The organism is Egbenema bharatensis FJBBOT/2019 (genome assembly GCF_048077055.1).
In the GTDB taxonomy this organism is placed as follows: Bacteria; Cyanobacteriota; Cyanobacteriia; order Elainellales; family Elainellaceae; genus Egbenema; species Egbenema bharatensis.
The window spans coordinates 3195214-3210289 of the sequence record NZ_CP182236.1 but is presented as its reverse complement, the minus strand read 5'-3'; the positions used below and the strand labels follow the sequence as shown (position 1 = coordinate 3210289).

The following is a 15076-nucleotide window of genomic DNA, read 5'->3' as shown; positions in this document are numbered from 1 at the left end:
CTAGAGTCGTTCAGCTAATTGCCACCAGAGTGAGATGGCGCAGGTTCTAGTGAGCGAGATTCAACAGAGGGATCAACCACAGCCGGATTACTCTCTTGAATGGGTTGATAGGTGGAAAACTGAGGCAGAACCTCCTTGACGAAAGCATCGGCTGCTTTGGAACGGTATCGATTGGGATTAATGATAACGGACAGCGTTCGGTTTACCACCACCCCTTCAATTTTGGCGCGGTGCAAAACTTCCATCTGAAGCTCTTTTTCAATCGCCGAAATCGAAACAAATGCGGCTCCTAGCCCCGCCTGGACAGCATTTTTGATGGCCTCGATCGTATTTAGCTCCATTTCAATCTTAAGCCGTCGTGTTTCGATGCCACAACGGGTCAAGACCTGGTCAATCACCTTACGAATGGTGGACTGGGAATCCAGGGCAATAAACTGAAGCTTGTACAAATCATCTTTTTCGACCTGAGCATTGCGGGACAGGGCATGGAAGACGGGCAGAATCAGTGCAAGTTCGTCCTCAGCATAGGGAATAATTTCTAAAGAATCCTGCAACTCAGGAGGTACTTCCCCCCCAATGATTGCCAGATCAATCTGTCCATTTGCCACGCTCCAGGCCGTGCGACGAGTGGAATGAACATGAAGCTGTACAGCCACTTCAGGATACTTTTGCCGAAACGCTCCCAGCATTCTGGGTAACAAATACGTACCCGTCGTCTGGCTCGCTCCCACAATGAGCGTACCCCCTTGCAGATTTTGCAAATCTTCGATGGCGCGGCAGGTTTCCTGACACAAACTCAGGATGCGATCGCCGTAGTTCAGCAGTAAGTGTCCGGCTTCGGTGAGTTGGGCACGTCTACCCCCCCGATCGAACAGGGGTACGTCTAACTGCCGTTCCAGGTTTTGCACCTGAAGGCTAACAGCAGGCTGAGACACATAAAGACTGTCGGCAGCACGCTTAAAGCTCCCCTCGGCGGCGATGGCTTTAAGAATGCGTAACTGATCCAAAGTAAACGGGAGATCAGACATAGCTGCTACATGACAAAAGGAAAAGAGCCTGAAAACCAAACATGATAGACAACCTATCTAAAAATGGCAGAAAAATCCCTCAAGAAAAATTAACAAAGCAGTGCATCTAGAGTTCAAACCAGAGGCACTGCCCGAGTGAGGGCACTTTTATCCATACTGATGCTTGGTGCGATGGGTTTGAAAATGAACGGTTTGTAAACTGAGAGTAAGATGAGTGGAGCTATGGAGAATCATAATTGATAGGGAGATCCTAGGTCGAGAGAAACGGGGGAATCGCATCGTTGCTTTCAGCATTGCTCCCGCTAGCCATCATCCAGCATAGTCTTTCATCGTCCTCATGATCTTTATGCTGACATACTCTGGGTTGAATCTTTGTATTTTTGTCGGTTGGGTTTGCAGCAGCAGGAAAATCTTCACTGTGATACAGGTATTTAAAGCACTATGAAGCGGGAGGTTGTCCAAAATTTTCTCAACTTGCCTGGCATTACGGGACTTGCCTTAATGGATGGCCGATCGCGCCCCTACTTTTGTGGAGTCGATCGATCGCTCAACTTTCAGCAAAAGGAGGTTCTGGCCCAGGGCATTCAGCAGGTGATCGATACGACTCCCGCCGATTTTGATTTTTTTGAATTTCAGTTCAGCGGTCATCGGGTTTACATTTACAAGCTGCACCACGGTTTAATCCTACTGGTCTTAACGCTCGATACCCTTTCCCATCCTGCCTATGCTGAAGTCATAGAACACCTCAAAGCGGAACTCCAGCAAGATGTAACGAATACGATCGCCACCTTTCGGCTTCTGGCGGGCAGTACCACGCTATCAGGGCAAAACTACTGGAAGCAAGAGGCGGGCAGTCCATTCCAGAGCAACCTTTCCCCCGCTCATGGAGTCGTCCAACCGCCCGCATCCTCGCCCCCTGAGCAGGTCTCTTTTTCCGGCAATAGTCTTCCGCATCAGGCTAGCCCAATATCTGCCGCCAGTTCCTCTGTGAACCTTAAGGATGTCCTGGGGGCCATCAATCACCTCAGTCAATACGCTACCCAGTATCTCGGCACGATCGTCGTCGCAAACTACTGGAAAACTAGCCGCCCCAAGGTTGATTGGTTAACGCAGTTCCAGATCGATCGCGCGGCCCAACTCAGCCTCTCAGACGGAACCGCCCTGTCTACCCCCCTCACAACGGAGCAACATCAATGGCTACGGGACTGGGTGGCGGCCTTTATTGATCGCTGTACCAAAGTAATTCGTGATTTTCCCAAATCTTTGCGGAATGCTGGATTAGATGACCAGCAAAAAGCCCTCATCCTCTGCGACTAATTTTACCTTCTGGAGAGTTTTATAAATGGCTAAAACTGTTCGCCTTGAACCCATTGCCCAGGAAACTTCGATCGAAACAAACGGCAACCTGCTCTCAGTTCTGATTTCTGAAGATTTGGATGTCCTGAAGGAATGCGGTGGCCGCGGGATGTGTGCCACCTGTCACGTTTATGTTAGAGAAGGGATGGCAGCCCTATCGCCGATTAACCGTCGGGAGCAGCGCACCCTGGAAGTGATCACCACCTGCAAACCCAATTCTCGGTTAGCCTGTCAAGCCAGGGTTTTGGCTGAAGGGGTGGTGGTGGAACTACCCCCCGGTATGTACATTAACTCGATCAAAGATATTGAGGCGTTAATTGGTCGGCGGGCAGAACAGAATTTGCTGCACCCCATGACTGGACAGGTGCTGGTGGAACAAGGCAAACTGATCACCCGATCGATGCTGATGCAAATTGAGAATACAACGAGCTTTAACTTTACCTCTTTCTTCTCAAACAGCAGCGATACGTAGGGAAGGCTGAGGGGTGTATGCTCATTTTGCATTTGCACAACAGGTACCGTACTGGCAGGCAAGATACCTGCGTTACGGAAATTGATTTGCCCTGAGGAGGCGATCGACGCCTCCAATCTCTGAATTTAATTCTTAACTTCCATCAATCGATGAGATTAATAGAATTGATCAGTTTCATTGTTTGTTGGAGTTCGATGGAGATTGTTCAGTGGAGATTGTTCGGTGAAGACTTTTTCTAGTGCTTGATGATCAGAGAATAATTATTGGAGAATAATTATTAGAGCCTGAGCATCTCCAAACCCAGGCAAACTTGTTGATTCCCGCAACGCAGGCACCTTGTCCATAACTGGCCTGTTCGCGCAATCAATGCCCAACCTGGAATGCCTGTACCGCATCACGAAGATTGATGACTTCTAGTGCACCGTTAGTGCGCCTGTGGGGCGATCGAACTCCATAGATCGACATAGATCGATCACAGAGCATTTTGGGGCATCTTTAGAGATGGAAACGAGAGATAGGCCCGAGAATTTAGCTGAATTGATTGAACTTGGCTCATTAATGGAATCTCATAGCCATTGTTAAGGGGTTCATTCAGACATGGAGACTGCCAGGTTGCATTCTTTTTTCTCTTCTTGTTTTTACTTTTGTTTTTAGATCCATGACTTCATTACGCCCACCAGATGTGTCCCTATATGAGTTGGCAACGGGTTCAGGTTCATCCCCACCACCGTTACAGATCAGCCCAACCACGTTTAAGTCTTTGATTGGCATTGTGGTTGATTTACTGATCGAACAACAGATTCCGGCAACGCTCTGGCTGAAACTCCCGAAAGGTGAACTTTGGCAAGCTGAAATTGAGCGACTGTATCAAGCGGCAACGGTTCCCTACACGATCTACGCCCTACAGCCTCAGCCCGATCGCCCCTCTCAACCTCCCGAGTCTACCAATCATCTTCCGTTGACCCCATTGGAAGCCTCGGATGGCTTTGCTGCAAACGGCAGAGGGGAAACGGGTGAGCGGATCAGTTTGTTGAATTTACAGGAAGAATCAGAAATTGAGGCGATCGATCCACCGGCACAACCCCCTGGGACAGTCATTCATTCATTCCCTCTGGCAGCCACCAGCCAGCTAAGGCGGGAGTACTTCCTTATGGTGGCAACCCCTGATTTTTATGGACTGCTCCTGGCCCATCGGCCTCGCTCCGTTCGGGCCAAGCCAGAGACAAATGCTCAGGATGCAGCTCAGTCATCCCATCCAATGGAAGAAGGATTGGAGCAAAAACATCCCCTATTGGGGCTTTGTTCCTTCGATGCCTCAACGCTACAGCGAGTGTTGGATGGCGTAAACCAGGCAATTAAGGCGGGTCATAGCGAAACTCGATCGGATACTGCGGTGCAAGACCTGCTGGTGGACTGGGAAGGATTGAACCAGAACGGGATTGCTACGTCATTGAATCCGCTTTTGGTCGGTCAGTTTCTTACCAAGCAAGTGCAGCGGCAGGAGGAAATTTGGCGCAGCGGCGCAGTGTACCGTCGTCAGGCAGAACAGGCAAATGCGTTACGCCTGGAGAATGAAGAATTGCTATCGGGGTTACGGCTGAAGGATGAGTTTGTCAAAACGATGGGGCAGGAATTACGAACGCCGCTCACCAACATGAAAACGGCCCTGTCTTTGCTGAATTCCCCCCAGTTGAAGCCGCCCCAAAAACAGCGATACATGGATATGATTAGCCGCGAGTGCGATCGCCAGAGTTTGCTGATCACGAGCGTGTTGGATTTAATTCAGCTAGAAAGCTCCGATGAACAAACCCCAATGGAGGCATTGCGGCTGATTGATCTTGTGCCGGGCGTAGTCAGCACCTATCAGCCCCTCGCCCAAGAGAAGGGCTTGATGTTGGGATACACAGTGCCGGAAGACTTGCCGCCTGTTTCCTGTATCAATCAATGGCTGAAGCAAATGGTCATCCACCTGCTGCACAACAGTATTAAATTTACACAAACGGGTGGGCAAGTTTGGGTGAAAGCCAGGCAGCAAGCGCAATCGATCCAACTGGAATTCCGAGATACCGGCATTGGCATCGCCCAGGCAGATATTCCCAGAATTTTCGATCGCTTCTACCGGGCCCGTAGCACGGGAGATGAATCCAGCGGTGTTGGACTGGGGCTGTCGATCGTGCAGGAATTAGTGCGTCGCTGCCAGGGTTCCATCAGTGTGAAAAGTAAGCCTGGGGAAGGTTCAGTTTTTTGCGTCCAGTTACCGATCTACCGGGAAACTGAAGCAGATTCCCTCAAGGTAGGGGAAACGGTGAGCCGCCAACGATCGATGAAGAACTGAGAAGAACTGAGAAGAGACAGGGTGGGCACTGCCCACCGCTCAATTCATTCACGTTTCCGAGTGATTCAAGCTCGATCGCAAAAAAGGGCAAACCTTCACAGTCTGCCCTGATGGGATCGGGATAATTGAATTACCCCTCCCTGGAACAACTGCCGTCCTACAGCTTGGTGCCGCACTCTGGACAGAATTTGTTATTGGGAGCATTTTCAGCTCCACAACTGGCGCAGGTCACTGGCCCGGCAGATTTGGCAACTTCTGGAGGAGTGGGCAATCCTACCATTTGGGCATTGCTCTTACCTGGAGCCACCATGGGATAACAGTTTTCATCGCGCTTCACCTGAACATCCAGCAACACTGGGCCATTGTGCGCCAGCATTTCAGCAATGGCTGCCTCCAGTTCATTGGGGTGACGAATCGCCATACCCCGCACGCCAAACGCTTCAGCAAGTTTGACAAAATCTGGCATTCCAGGCTGCATATTGGAGTTGGAGTACCGCTCACCATAGAAGGCTTGCTGCCATTGGCGCACCATACCCTGCCAACCGTTGTTGATGATGACCGTTTTGGCGTTAATGCCGTATTGGGCAAGCGTCCCCAATTCCTGAAGGTTCATCTGGAAGCTGGCATCACCGCTGATGCAAATCACCTCTTCATCGGGTAGAGCCACCTTTGCCCCCATCGCTGCGGGCATTCCATACCCCATCGTGCCCAGACCCGCACTGGAGATCCACCGACGGGGCCGTTCTTGAGGAACTGAGCCGCCCACATTTGGTGCTGTCCTACATCGGTGGTGTAGTAGGCGTGGGGAGCCTGACGGTTGAGTTCCGCAATCACCTGCTGCGGAGAAATGCAGTCGGGATAGGTGGGAACCACGAGAGGATAGTCGTGCTTCCAGCGATCGATCCGCTGGAGCCATTCTCTGGTCTGATCCGGTTGAGTTAAAGGTCTGTCTTCTGCATCCCGCTGGAGCAAATCGAACAACACCTGCCGCACATCTCCCACGATCGGCACTTCGGGTGAGCGATTCTTACCCACTTCCGCCGGATCAATATCAATGTGGATCACCTTAGCACGGCTGGCGAACTCATCTAGCTTGCCGGTGACACGGTCATCAAACCGGGCCCCCACCGCAATCAGCAGATCGCACTCCGTCACTGCAAAGTTGGCGTAGGCAGTCCCATGCATCCCCAACATGCCCACGGACAGCGGATGATGTTCATCGAAAGCCCCAATGCCCATCAGGGTCGTTGTGACTGGAATACCATAGCGTTCAGCCAATTCCTTCAGTTCAGGATGCGCTCCAGAGGTAATGGCTCCCCCCCCGGCGTACAACAACGGTCGTTTGGCCTGGCGAATCAGCCTCAAAGCTTGAATCACCTGACGCGGATTGCCCTTCACTGTAGGCTTGTATCCAGGCAGCCTGACGGAGCCCGGTTCAACTGGCACGTAGTCGAACGTTTCCAATCCGACATCCTTGGGTACATCAATCAACACTGGCCCTGGACGACCCGTACTGGCGATGTGAAACGCTTCCGCCACAATTTGCGCCATATCAGCCGGATCGCGTACCACGTAGGAATGCTTGACGATCGGAAGCGTCAGCCCGTAAATGTCCGTTTCCTGGAACGCATCACTGCCGATCGCCGCGCGGTTGACCTGCCCTGTAATCACCACCATTGGGATTGAATCCATCTGGGCTGTAGCGATACCCGTGACCAGATTGGTTGCCCCAGGGCGGAGGTTCCAAAGCATACGCCCACCCGTCCGGTCGCGCGAGCATACCCATCGGCAGCATGGGCCGCTCCCTGTTCATGCCGAACCAGAATATGCGTTATGAATCCCGCTTCTTCTGCGCGGTAAAGCTCATCGTAAATCGGCAGAATTGCCCCACCGGGATAACCAAAAATGTGTTCAACGCCATGCCGCCTGAGGCTATCAATCAGGGCGAACGCGCCCGTCGCTTTGGTAGCCGCGACAGGTTGGGCTGGGATGGAGGATGGACTTTGTTTGGCAGTAACCGTTTGGGAGGGCACAGGGAGGACTTTACGCATAGAGTTCTTTGAGTTTTGTATCCGCTGATGCACAAATAATTAATACTCCAGTCTAGTTCTGAATGTGGATTCCTGTCGAGGCATTCAGAGGAAGATATTCGGCGGAAACGATCGCAGATTCACGATAGAACTGCCATGGTTTCGTCTAGTTTGCGCGAATTTCAGATGGATTGCTTCAGATGTTAGGATTTCATGACGCTGTTAGGAGATGGTGACAGGGGAAATTAAAAGGTGATTGTTTAATCTGAGTAGGTTGTCGGGAAACCTACATCTAGAATCCCAATCCATCCTTTTGGCATCTAAAATCAACAAAAATCATCACGACCTGCCTCCACCCACCGATCGATCTTAATTTTTGTAGTCAAAGAATTTTATCATGCAAGCTAAAAACGCCGCTAGTCGCCCCATTACGCCCTTAGTCGCCCTCACCCTGAAGGTGGTGGGGATTGTGATCACGCTATCAACCCTGCTGGATATTGTGATCCTGTCCATTCCCTTTCAACTGGCGGAACGGGATTGGCAGATTGATTTCGTGACGCAGTTTGTCGATCGCGGCATTGTGCCACTGCTTGGGATTGTGCTGTTTCTCACCGGATTCTGGATTGACAATCGGGCAGCGGAGGCAGTAATCGAACGTCCAGCCAGGGCCGCGATCCCCGCTTTTGGGCACTGGTATTGTCCTCGATTCTGGGTGCCTTGTTCCTGATTCTGTTCCCCCTGCACCTGAATAATGTCCGAGTCGCTTATCAGGAATCGGCTCAGGGAATTGTTCAGGAAGCAGCCAGTGCAGAAGGTCAAATTGGTGAGCAAATTGAATCCGAAATTGAAACTCAGCGGCAGCAGATTAATTTACTGTTAAGCGCGCCTAGCGAGCAGGTTAATCAACTCGTGCAGCAGGGCCGCTTATCCCAACAGCAGGCAGATCTGATCGCCCAGTTCAGGGAAAATCCTGACCAGATTGAACCCTATTTGCAGCAGGGACGCGGCCAGCTCAATCAACAGGCGGAAGAGGTGCAAACCCAGATTGGGATTCGTAGAGAAGCCGCCCAGCAACAACTGAGATACAACGCCCTGCGATCGGGTTTACGAGTTGGCATGGGCAGTCTCCTCCTGTCGATCGGCTTTATTTTGATCGGCTGGATCGGGTTAAAGAACCTGCGGCAATTGTAGAACCGGCAATTGTAGAACCAGCAATTGTAGAAATGGCTGGAACGGTGGGAGGTTTTGCCAGTGAGCACTGCCCACCCGACTCGTCCCACACCCGACACCCGACACCCGACACCCGACTCGTCCCACACCCGACACCCGACACCCGACTCCCCACTCCCCATGCTCTCCATCTACATCCTCACCCACAACGAAGAAATTGATATCGCTGCTTGCATTGAGTCTGCCCTGCTGTCGGATGATGTGGTGGTGGTGGATTCCCTGAGCACCGATCGCACCATTGAGATTGCCGAACAGTATCGAGCAAATCAGTTTCCTGTGCGGGTGGTGCAGCATCGCTTTGAAAGTCATGGCAGACAGCGCACCTGGATGCTGGAAAACATTCCACCAAAGCACGAGTGGGTTTACATTCTGGAGGCAGATGAGCGGATGACTCCGGCTCTATTCCGGGAGTGTCTTCAGGCGATCGAGTCGGGAGACTGTGTAGGCTACTATGTGGCGGAACGGGTGATGTTTATGGGGCAATGGATTCGCCGCAGCACCCAGTATCCCCGCTATCAGTTACGCTTGCTGAAGCATGGGCGGGTCTGGTTTAGCGACTATGGCCATACAGAACGGGAAGAATGCGAGGGTAAAACGGGCTTCTTGAAGGAAACCTATCCCCACTACACATGCAGCAAGGGTTTGAGCCGCTGGATTGAAAAACACAATCGCTATTCCACGGATGAGGCACTCGAAACCCTGCATCAATTGCAATCAGGCACCGTGAACTGGCGCAACTTATTCTTTGGAGCTACAGAAGTCGATCGCCGTCGTGCCCTCAAGGACTTATCGTTACGAATACCGTTTCGTCCGTTCGTGCGGTTTATCTATATGTATTTCTTTTTAGGCGGATGGTTGGACGGCCGGGCTGGATTTACTTGGTGCGTGTTGCAGGCGTTTTATGAGTATCTGATTCTGTTGAAGGCGTGGGAGCTTCAGCAGTTTCCGACTGAATCACCAGCACTGCACAAGGAGCATGGTGCAACACATAGTTACTAACGCTACCCAACAGAGCCTCCGACAATCCTGTGCGGCCTCTACGTCCCAATACCACTAAATCAGCACCCCATCGCTGGGCCATCTGACAAAGTCCCTGCCCTGGATCGATCGTCTGGTAGTTCCATGTGGTCGAGATTCCCTGTTCAGTCGCCAGCTGGCAGTAGTGAGCCAGGAGGGATTTAGTATGCTGCATCTGCTGTTCCAGGCGCACCATTTCAGACTGATAGGATTGATTGATGTAGTGAGGCGGCAGGCCAAATTCGCCCGAAAAGGGAGGAGAAATCAGCACAGTATCTGCGGTTAGACAGTGATACAGCATCAGATTCGCCCGATTGGCTTTGGCCAGTTCCAGAGCTTGTTCAAATACGGTTTCGCATAGGGGAGAATGATCGATCGCAGCGAGTATCTTTCTAAACCCCATCGTGACCTCCCTTAGCCACAGAACAAAAAATAAGTGGATGGCTTCTACTCCAAACCTACCGCACTTAGGGAGTAGCAATTGCTTTTTGCAATAAGGCTTGATATTTGGCCGAATGGGAAGCCGAATGGGAAGCTCAGAGGGTGTAAATTTTGTGTTTACGTTACGCCGATCTCACTGGCAGACAAGACTTCGGCTTGAGCGCTCAGTCGAAACGCTGCCTGCGCTACGGCAATCGCTCACTTTACATCAATGGGATGCTCCCAGCTCAGAGAGATGATGGAACGAGAAAACGTATCATGATCAAAAAATCCTGTGTTAAAAAAATCCTATGATCAAACTAGAGTCGCTAGATCATCTTGTTTTGACCGTTAGAAGCATTCCGGCATCGATCGACTTTTATTCTCACATTCTAGGGATGGATGTGATCACCTTTGACGAGGGCAGGAAAGCATTACGGTTTGACCAACAGAAAATTAATTTGCATGAGTATGGCAGATCCTTTGAGCCATGCGCCAAACATCCGTTTCCCGGTTCTGCCGATCTGTGTTTCATTACCCAACAGCCGATCGACGCGGTCATGGATGCTTTGCGTCAGAGTGGAGTCACCCAAATTGACGGCCCGATTCACCGCACTGGGGCGATCGGTCAGCTTGTGTCTATTTACATCCGTGATCCCGACGGCAACCTGATTGAGATTGCTAATAATTTGAACCTGTAGATCAAGCTATCAGGATCATGGATTAAGTAATCTGTAATGTTTTTCTTTGTTGACTGGGCGGGCAAGATGCCCACCCCACAAGAATTTCAGATTATTAAATTCGCATTCCTTAACAGTTTGTCACCAGACAGCTCTCAGGGACGCGATTGGGAAATCCGAATCACGTAGGGATGATAGGTGTTGGGCGCACTGGAGCCAACCCAAACCTGATAGGTTCCTGAGAACCACTGACCCGCCATCCCTGGATTTTGTCCGTTATAAATATCATTGCACCACACCCCTCCTGGCCCACGAACCACCAGGGTTGTATTTTCGGGACTTTGCACCTCCAGGCGGAGATAGTCAAAAAACTCCGTCAGGATGATTGTGTGATCAGGCTGCTGATCTACATATCCCACACAATCTCCGGTCGAAGTGGTTTCTCGTCCGGCTAACTCGCTGGCAGTGAGGGCCCCACCGCTAATGCCTCGCACCGTCGTTGGATCTGGCGTGAAGTTGGGGCTGAGGGTGACATTCTCAAAGATAGTAGTGCGTCCAGAGGGGAATGTTTGAGCCTGAGCGATCGACTCTGTTCCCAATCCCCCCAGTAGTCCCAGCGCGAGGAATAGGACAGTGGAGGAGGGGGTGGAGGTGAACCGTGGGGTGGGCATGGAGCAGAGTGGGTGGATGGGGAGGTGGAGAGTTAGGAAGTTAGGGAGTAGTGGCGATCGTCAGAGCTTGCTTCAGTCGGGGAAGATCAAGCTGATGCTGATTGAGTAAAAGCCAGGATTCCACCAGGTCGGGACCCTGAAGATCCCCGGTGAATGCAGCCCGGAGCGACTTCATCACCAATCCTTTTTTAACATTGGCAGACTTCACCCCCTGCTGAATCACGGCCTTAGCCTCTGCGTCCGTCAGGGTGGAGTCGATCGCCTCGGTGGCAGCAATAATGGCTTGCAACGCTTCAGCCACGCCAGTCTGATGCAGATGATGGACTGCCGCTTCAGTCAACTCCAGATCAGAGACAAACAAATACCGGGTCATCTCCACCGCATCCTCCAGCCGCACCAGACTGGGAGCAATTAATCCAGTCAGTTGTTCTAACCAGGCTCGATCGCCCGTCGCGTCGAATTCATAGCCCGCCGCCTGCCAGTAGGGAATTAGCAAATCCGTCAGGCGATCGATCGGCATTTCATGGAGATACTGGCTGTTGATCCAGTTCAGCTTATCCCAGTCGAACTTTGCCCCTGCCTTGTTGACTCGCTCAAAACCAAACTGTTGCGCGGCTGCCTCCAGGGTGAAAATTTCCGCCATACCTTCCGGGGGCGACCAACCGAGAAGGGTCATATAATTGCCGATCGCCTCAGCGGTATACCCCATCTTCTGAAAATCAGAAATGGAAGTGACTCCATCCCGCTTGGACAACTTTGCTCCCGCCTGATTCAGGATTAACGGGGTATGGCCAAACTGGGGTACGGTGGCTCCCAATGCCTCGTAGAGCAGGATTTGCTTCGGCGTATTGCCAATATGGTCTTCTCCACGAATCACATGGCTGATCTGCATCTCCATATCATCCACGACCACCACGAAATTGTAGAGCGGTTGACCCATTTCTCCAGCATCGGCAGCCCGGGCAATTACCATATCTCCCCCCAGGTCACGCCCCTTCCAGGTGACTTGTCCCCGCACCAGATCTGTCCAGGTAATTTCTCGATCGTCGTCAATTTTGAATCGGATCACTGCCTGTCGTCCCTCTGCCACAAAGGCAGCTTCCTGTTCTGGAGTCAGGTTGCGATGGCGGTTATCGTAGCGAGGAGCCTGGTTCTTTGCCTTTTGGGCTTCCCGCATGGCTTCCAGTTCTTCGGGGGTGTCATAGGCGCGGTAGGCCAACCCCTGATCCAGCAATTCTTGCACTTTTTGCTGATACAACTCCATCCGCTTCGACTGGAAGAATGGCCCTTCATCCCAGGTTAATCCCAGCCAGGACAAGCCATCCAGGATGTTCTGCGTATACTCAGGGCGCGATCGTTCCAGGTCAGTGTCTTCGATTCGCAAGATGAATTGACCGTTCTGGTGACGGGCAAATAGCCAGTTGAATACAGCCGTGCGGGCTGTACCAATGTGCAGGTTTCCGGTAGGACTGGGAGCAATGCGAACGCGAACAGACATATTGAGTGCAGTTAGTTAATGAAGGTAATCGAGAGGGTGTGAAAAGGATGACAAACTGTAAAAGAACCGATCGAACAGGAAAAATTTCTGTTGTTGGGAATCACATCTTAAAATTCTAGCGGGTGATGGGAAGGGTCGCAGCTTCTGATGATCTGATGGTCGGACAGGACTGGATTTGAGTTACTGGATTTCACTTTGATGATCTCAGCTTTGATGGCATTTGATTGTAATAATCGCCATAATCGCCTAAGGCAGGCAAGATCCTGCGCTACGGATTGTTTTTCACAAGATCTGAACCTCGTTGTTTCGCTTTTCTCCCAATGATTACTGGCAAAACCCATCTCCTTGGCATTATTGGCTATCCCGTTGCCCATTCCCTTTCTCCCGTCATGCAAAATGCAGCGATCGAAGCGTTGGGAGTCGATTATGCCTATGTCCCCTTTGCAGTGTCGCCTGAAGATTTGACCGCAGCAGTGGCAGGCTTGAGGGCGATCGGTGTGCAGGGATTCAATGTCACGATCCCCCATAAGCAGTCCATCATGCCCTTACTGGCTCATACCTCGGATCTGGCGCAGGCGGTGGGAGCTGTCAACACGGTTTGGTGGACGGAGTCGGGATGGGCAGGCACAAATACAGATGTAGAGGGATTTATCGCTCCCCTGCGTTCTCAAGCTCAGGATTGGAGCCAGGTGAAGGCGATCGTCCTGGGAAATGGTGGGGCAGCCAGGGCGGTTGTGGCAGGATGTGCGCAATTAGGCTGTGCCCAGGTGCAAGTAGTCGGGCGTAATGCTGAAAAGCTCCAGGATTTTGCTCGCAGTTGGGAAAATTCTCCTATCTCCGTCAATTTATCCACCCATCTCTGGGAAGAGTTGCCTCGCCTCCTGCCCGATGCTACCCTCCTGGTCAATACGACTCCGATCGGCATGAGTGGTCACACCAATGCCTCCCCCCTGACCCCAGAGGATCTCCAGCACATTACCCCCAAGACGATCGCCTATGATCTGATCTATACACCTCGTCCCACTCTGTTTTTGCAGCAAGCCGCAGCGCAGGGAGCAACCCCAATTGACGGACTGGAAATGCTGGTACAACAGGGAGCCGTAGGGCTGAAACAATGGCTCCAACAGGCAGTTCCGATAGATGTCATGCAGCAGTCTCTCTTGGACTACTTATGGCAATAGGCTTAACCAAAGGCAACCTTCTCCGAGGGCGAATGATGCGAACTAGACCCCACAAAAAGCGTTACCCGATCGCAGTGGCAGTCCTTAGCACTCTGCTGGCAATTAGCGGGATCTCGTCTCCCAGTTGGGCTGGAACGACCCTGGAACAGATTCAGCAGACTGGCATTTTGCGAGCTGGAACCCGCACCGATGCCCTACCGTTTGCCTATGTCAATGCGGAGGGAGAGTGGGTCGGATTCTCGATCGATCTCCTGGAACGGATTCGGATGCAGCTAGAACAAGAGCTATCCAGACCCGTTCAGCTAGAACTCGTTGAAGTTACCCCCAGAGATCGTCTCTCCAGCGTTGCCCAGGGTGAAGTGGATCTGGTGTGTGAGTCTGCCAGCTTTACCTTCAATCGATCGCGGTTTGTTGATTTTTCCATTGGCTTCTTTAAAACCGGAACCCAGTTTTTAGTCCGCCGCGATGTCCAGCTCAATTCCGGCGAATTTAGAGTTGGCATTATTCCCAGTTCCACCAATGCCAGTGCAGCACAGGGCTATCTCCGAGTGGCAGAATTCGTCAGGATTCCCGATCGCGCCACCGGAGTTTTAGAAATGGATGCAGGACGTATTGATGCACTGGCAAGTGATGGCATCCTGTTGGAAGGAATGCGCCAATCCCTGGATGATGCGGATACCTATGCCCTGATTCCCCAAACCCCCATTGCGCCAGAAGTTTATAGCTGCATTTTGCAGCAAGATAATCTGGACTTCAGGGAAATCGTCGATCGCAGTCTCGTGAGCTTCATGTCGGGTTTTCTAAATAACAATCCCCCGGAAGTCGCCATCTTCGATCGCTGGTTTGGAGACGATGGCGTAGTACCATCTGATCGAGACTTTTTACAGAGCTTTTTTCAAGAAACGGTAGAGTCCTACCAGGAACGGCTAAATAACCAGCAACCAGACCCCATTCAAGAGGAACCGGATGCAGCCGAGTAATAAGGTCGTCCGCGTAAAAGGTCAAAGGTGAAAACCAAAAGCGGTCAAACTCTGCAATTTTCAGTTTTCTGTTGGCTGATTTTGGTCGTTGACTGGTTTTATTTAGTCGTTGACTGGTTTTAGTTGTTGACTGATTTTAGTTATTTGAACGAGTGAGATGCTAAGTTGACTGGGCGGG

Annotated in this window: 12 protein-coding genes and 2 pseudogenes; 9 read left to right on the top strand and 5 right to left on the bottom strand. The window is 51.5% G+C overall.

Translation table 11 applies throughout. The features are described 5' to 3' along the window. Window positions 1–14: 14 nt before the first annotated feature. Window positions 15–1028, bottom strand: a complete 1014-nt coding sequence (locus ACM1PF_RS14880; protein ID WP_416675902.1) for a LysR family transcriptional regulator — start codon at window positions 1026–1028, stop codon at window positions 15–17. A gap of 441 nt (window positions 1029–1469) precedes the next feature. On the opposite strand from ACM1PF_RS14880, the gene ACM1PF_RS14875 reads away from it, so the two are divergent. The 3 genes from ACM1PF_RS14875 (at window position 1470) to ACM1PF_RS14865 (ending at window position 5191) form a co-directional block, all read left to right on the top strand. Next, the gene (locus ACM1PF_RS14875; RefSeq protein WP_416675899.1) at window positions 1470–2345 is read left to right on the top strand and encodes a hypothetical protein; all 876 of its coding nucleotides are present in this window, start codon (window positions 1470–1472) and stop codon (window positions 2343–2345) included. Window positions 2346–2370: 25 nt separating this feature from the next. Continuing rightward, a complete protein-coding gene (locus ACM1PF_RS14870; protein WP_416675897.1) occupies window positions 2371–2856 on the top strand; it encodes a 2Fe-2S iron-sulfur cluster-binding protein in 486 nt (161 codons plus the stop codon). A gap of 658 nt (window positions 2857–3514) precedes the next feature. Then, window positions 3515–5191, top strand: coding sequence for an ATP-binding protein (locus ACM1PF_RS14865; protein ID WP_416675894.1), 1677 nt, complete (start codon window positions 3515–3517; stop codon window positions 5189–5191). Window positions 5192–5348: 157 nt separating this feature from the next. Here the strand turns inward: ACM1PF_RS14865 and ilvB are convergent. After that, window positions 5349–7242, bottom strand: a pseudogene (gene ilvB / locus ACM1PF_RS14860) (biosynthetic-type acetolactate synthase large subunit). A gap of 376 nt (window positions 7243–7618) precedes the next feature. Between ilvB and ACM1PF_RS14855 the strand changes: the two are divergent. From ACM1PF_RS14855 to ACM1PF_RS14845, 3 genes are all read left to right on the top strand, one after another. Beyond that, window positions 7619–7948 carry an HpsJ family protein gene (locus tag ACM1PF_RS14855; protein ID WP_416675891.1) on the top strand — a complete coding sequence of 110 codons (330 nt, stop codon included), beginning with the start codon at window positions 7619–7621 and terminating at the stop codon, window positions 7946–7948. Beyond that, window positions 7918–8412, top strand: a complete 495-nt coding sequence (locus ACM1PF_RS14850; RefSeq protein ID WP_416675888.1) for an HpsJ family protein — start codon at window positions 7918–7920, stop codon at window positions 8410–8412. Before ACM1PF_RS14855 ends, ACM1PF_RS14850 begins: the two co-directional genes overlap by 31 nt. A 159-nt stretch (window positions 8413–8571) precedes the next feature. Continuing rightward, window positions 8572–9450: a glycosyltransferase family 2 protein gene (locus tag ACM1PF_RS14845; protein ID WP_416676652.1), complete on the top strand. Its 879-nt coding sequence runs from the start codon at window positions 8572–8574 to the stop codon at window positions 9448–9450. A gap of 13 nt (window positions 9451–9463) precedes the next feature. Here ACM1PF_RS14845 and ACM1PF_RS14840 read toward each other — a convergent pair. Further along, window positions 9464–9871: pseudogene (locus ACM1PF_RS14840) on the bottom strand (universal stress protein); the annotation flags it as partial. A gap of 328 nt (window positions 9872–10199) precedes the next feature. Here ACM1PF_RS14840 and ACM1PF_RS14835 point away from each other — a divergent pair. Beyond that, entirely contained in the window at window positions 10200–10589 is a 390-nt protein-coding gene (locus tag ACM1PF_RS14835) for a VOC family protein (RefSeq protein ID WP_416675885.1), read from the top strand. Between the two features lie 134 nt (window positions 10590–10723). On the opposite strand, the gene ACM1PF_RS14830 is transcribed toward ACM1PF_RS14835, so the two are convergent. Both ACM1PF_RS14830 and gltX read right to left on the bottom strand, forming a co-directional pair. After that, window positions 10724–11239, bottom strand: coding sequence for a hypothetical protein (locus ACM1PF_RS14830; RefSeq protein WP_416675882.1), 516 nt, complete (start codon window positions 11237–11239; stop codon window positions 10724–10726). Window positions 11240–11279: 40 nt separating this feature from the next. Further along, window positions 11280–12737, bottom strand: a complete 1458-nt coding sequence (gltX, locus tag ACM1PF_RS14825) for a glutamate--tRNA ligase (RefSeq protein WP_416675879.1) — start codon at window positions 12735–12737, stop codon at window positions 11280–11282. A 320-nt stretch (window positions 12738–13057) separates the two neighbouring features. Between gltX and ACM1PF_RS14820 the strand changes: the two genes are divergently transcribed. Together ACM1PF_RS14820 and ACM1PF_RS14815 are read left to right on the top strand one after the other, a co-directional pair. Then, complete coding sequence (locus ACM1PF_RS14820) at window positions 13058–13918, top strand: shikimate dehydrogenase (protein ID WP_416675876.1); 861 nt, start codon at window positions 13058–13060, stop codon at window positions 13916–13918. A gap of 32 nt (window positions 13919–13950) precedes the next feature. After that, window positions 13951–14898, top strand: coding sequence for an amino acid ABC transporter substrate-binding protein (locus ACM1PF_RS14815; RefSeq protein WP_416675873.1), 948 nt, complete (start codon window positions 13951–13953; stop codon window positions 14896–14898). Window positions 14899–15076: the final 178 nt, after the last annotated feature.

Coding starts and splice junctions, on each gene's coding strand:
- ACM1PF_RS14880 (WP_416675902.1), bottom strand. CDS start 1,028: ATGTCTGATCTCCCGTTTACTTTGGATCAGTTACGCATTCTTAAAGCC.
- ACM1PF_RS14875 (WP_416675899.1), top strand. CDS start 1,470: ATGAAGCGGGAGGTTGTCCAAAATTTTCTCAACTTGCCTGGCATTACG.
- ACM1PF_RS14870 (WP_416675897.1), top strand. CDS start 2,371: ATGGCTAAAACTGTTCGCCTTGAACCCATTGCCCAGGAAACTTCGATC.
- ACM1PF_RS14865 (WP_416675894.1), top strand. CDS start 3,515: ATGACTTCATTACGCCCACCAGATGTGTCCCTATATGAGTTGGCAACG.
- ACM1PF_RS14855 (WP_416675891.1), top strand. CDS start 7,619: ATGCAAGCTAAAAACGCCGCTAGTCGCCCCATTACGCCCTTAGTCGCC.
- ACM1PF_RS14845 (WP_416676652.1), top strand. CDS start 8,572: ATGCTCTCCATCTACATCCTCACCCACAACGAAGAAATTGATATCGCT.
- ACM1PF_RS14835 (WP_416675885.1), top strand. CDS start 10,200: ATGATCAAACTAGAGTCGCTAGATCATCTTGTTTTGACCGTTAGAAGC.
- ACM1PF_RS14830 (WP_416675882.1), bottom strand. CDS start 11,239: ATGCCCACCCCACGGTTCACCTCCACCCCCTCCTCCACTGTCCTATTC.
- gltX (WP_416675879.1), bottom strand. CDS start 12,737: ATGTCTGTTCGCGTTCGCATTGCTCCCAGTCCTACCGGAAACCTGCAC.
- ACM1PF_RS14820 (WP_416675876.1), top strand. CDS start 13,058: ATGATTACTGGCAAAACCCATCTCCTTGGCATTATTGGCTATCCCGTT.
- ACM1PF_RS14815 (WP_416675873.1), top strand. CDS start 13,951: ATGATGCGAACTAGACCCCACAAAAAGCGTTACCCGATCGCAGTGGCA.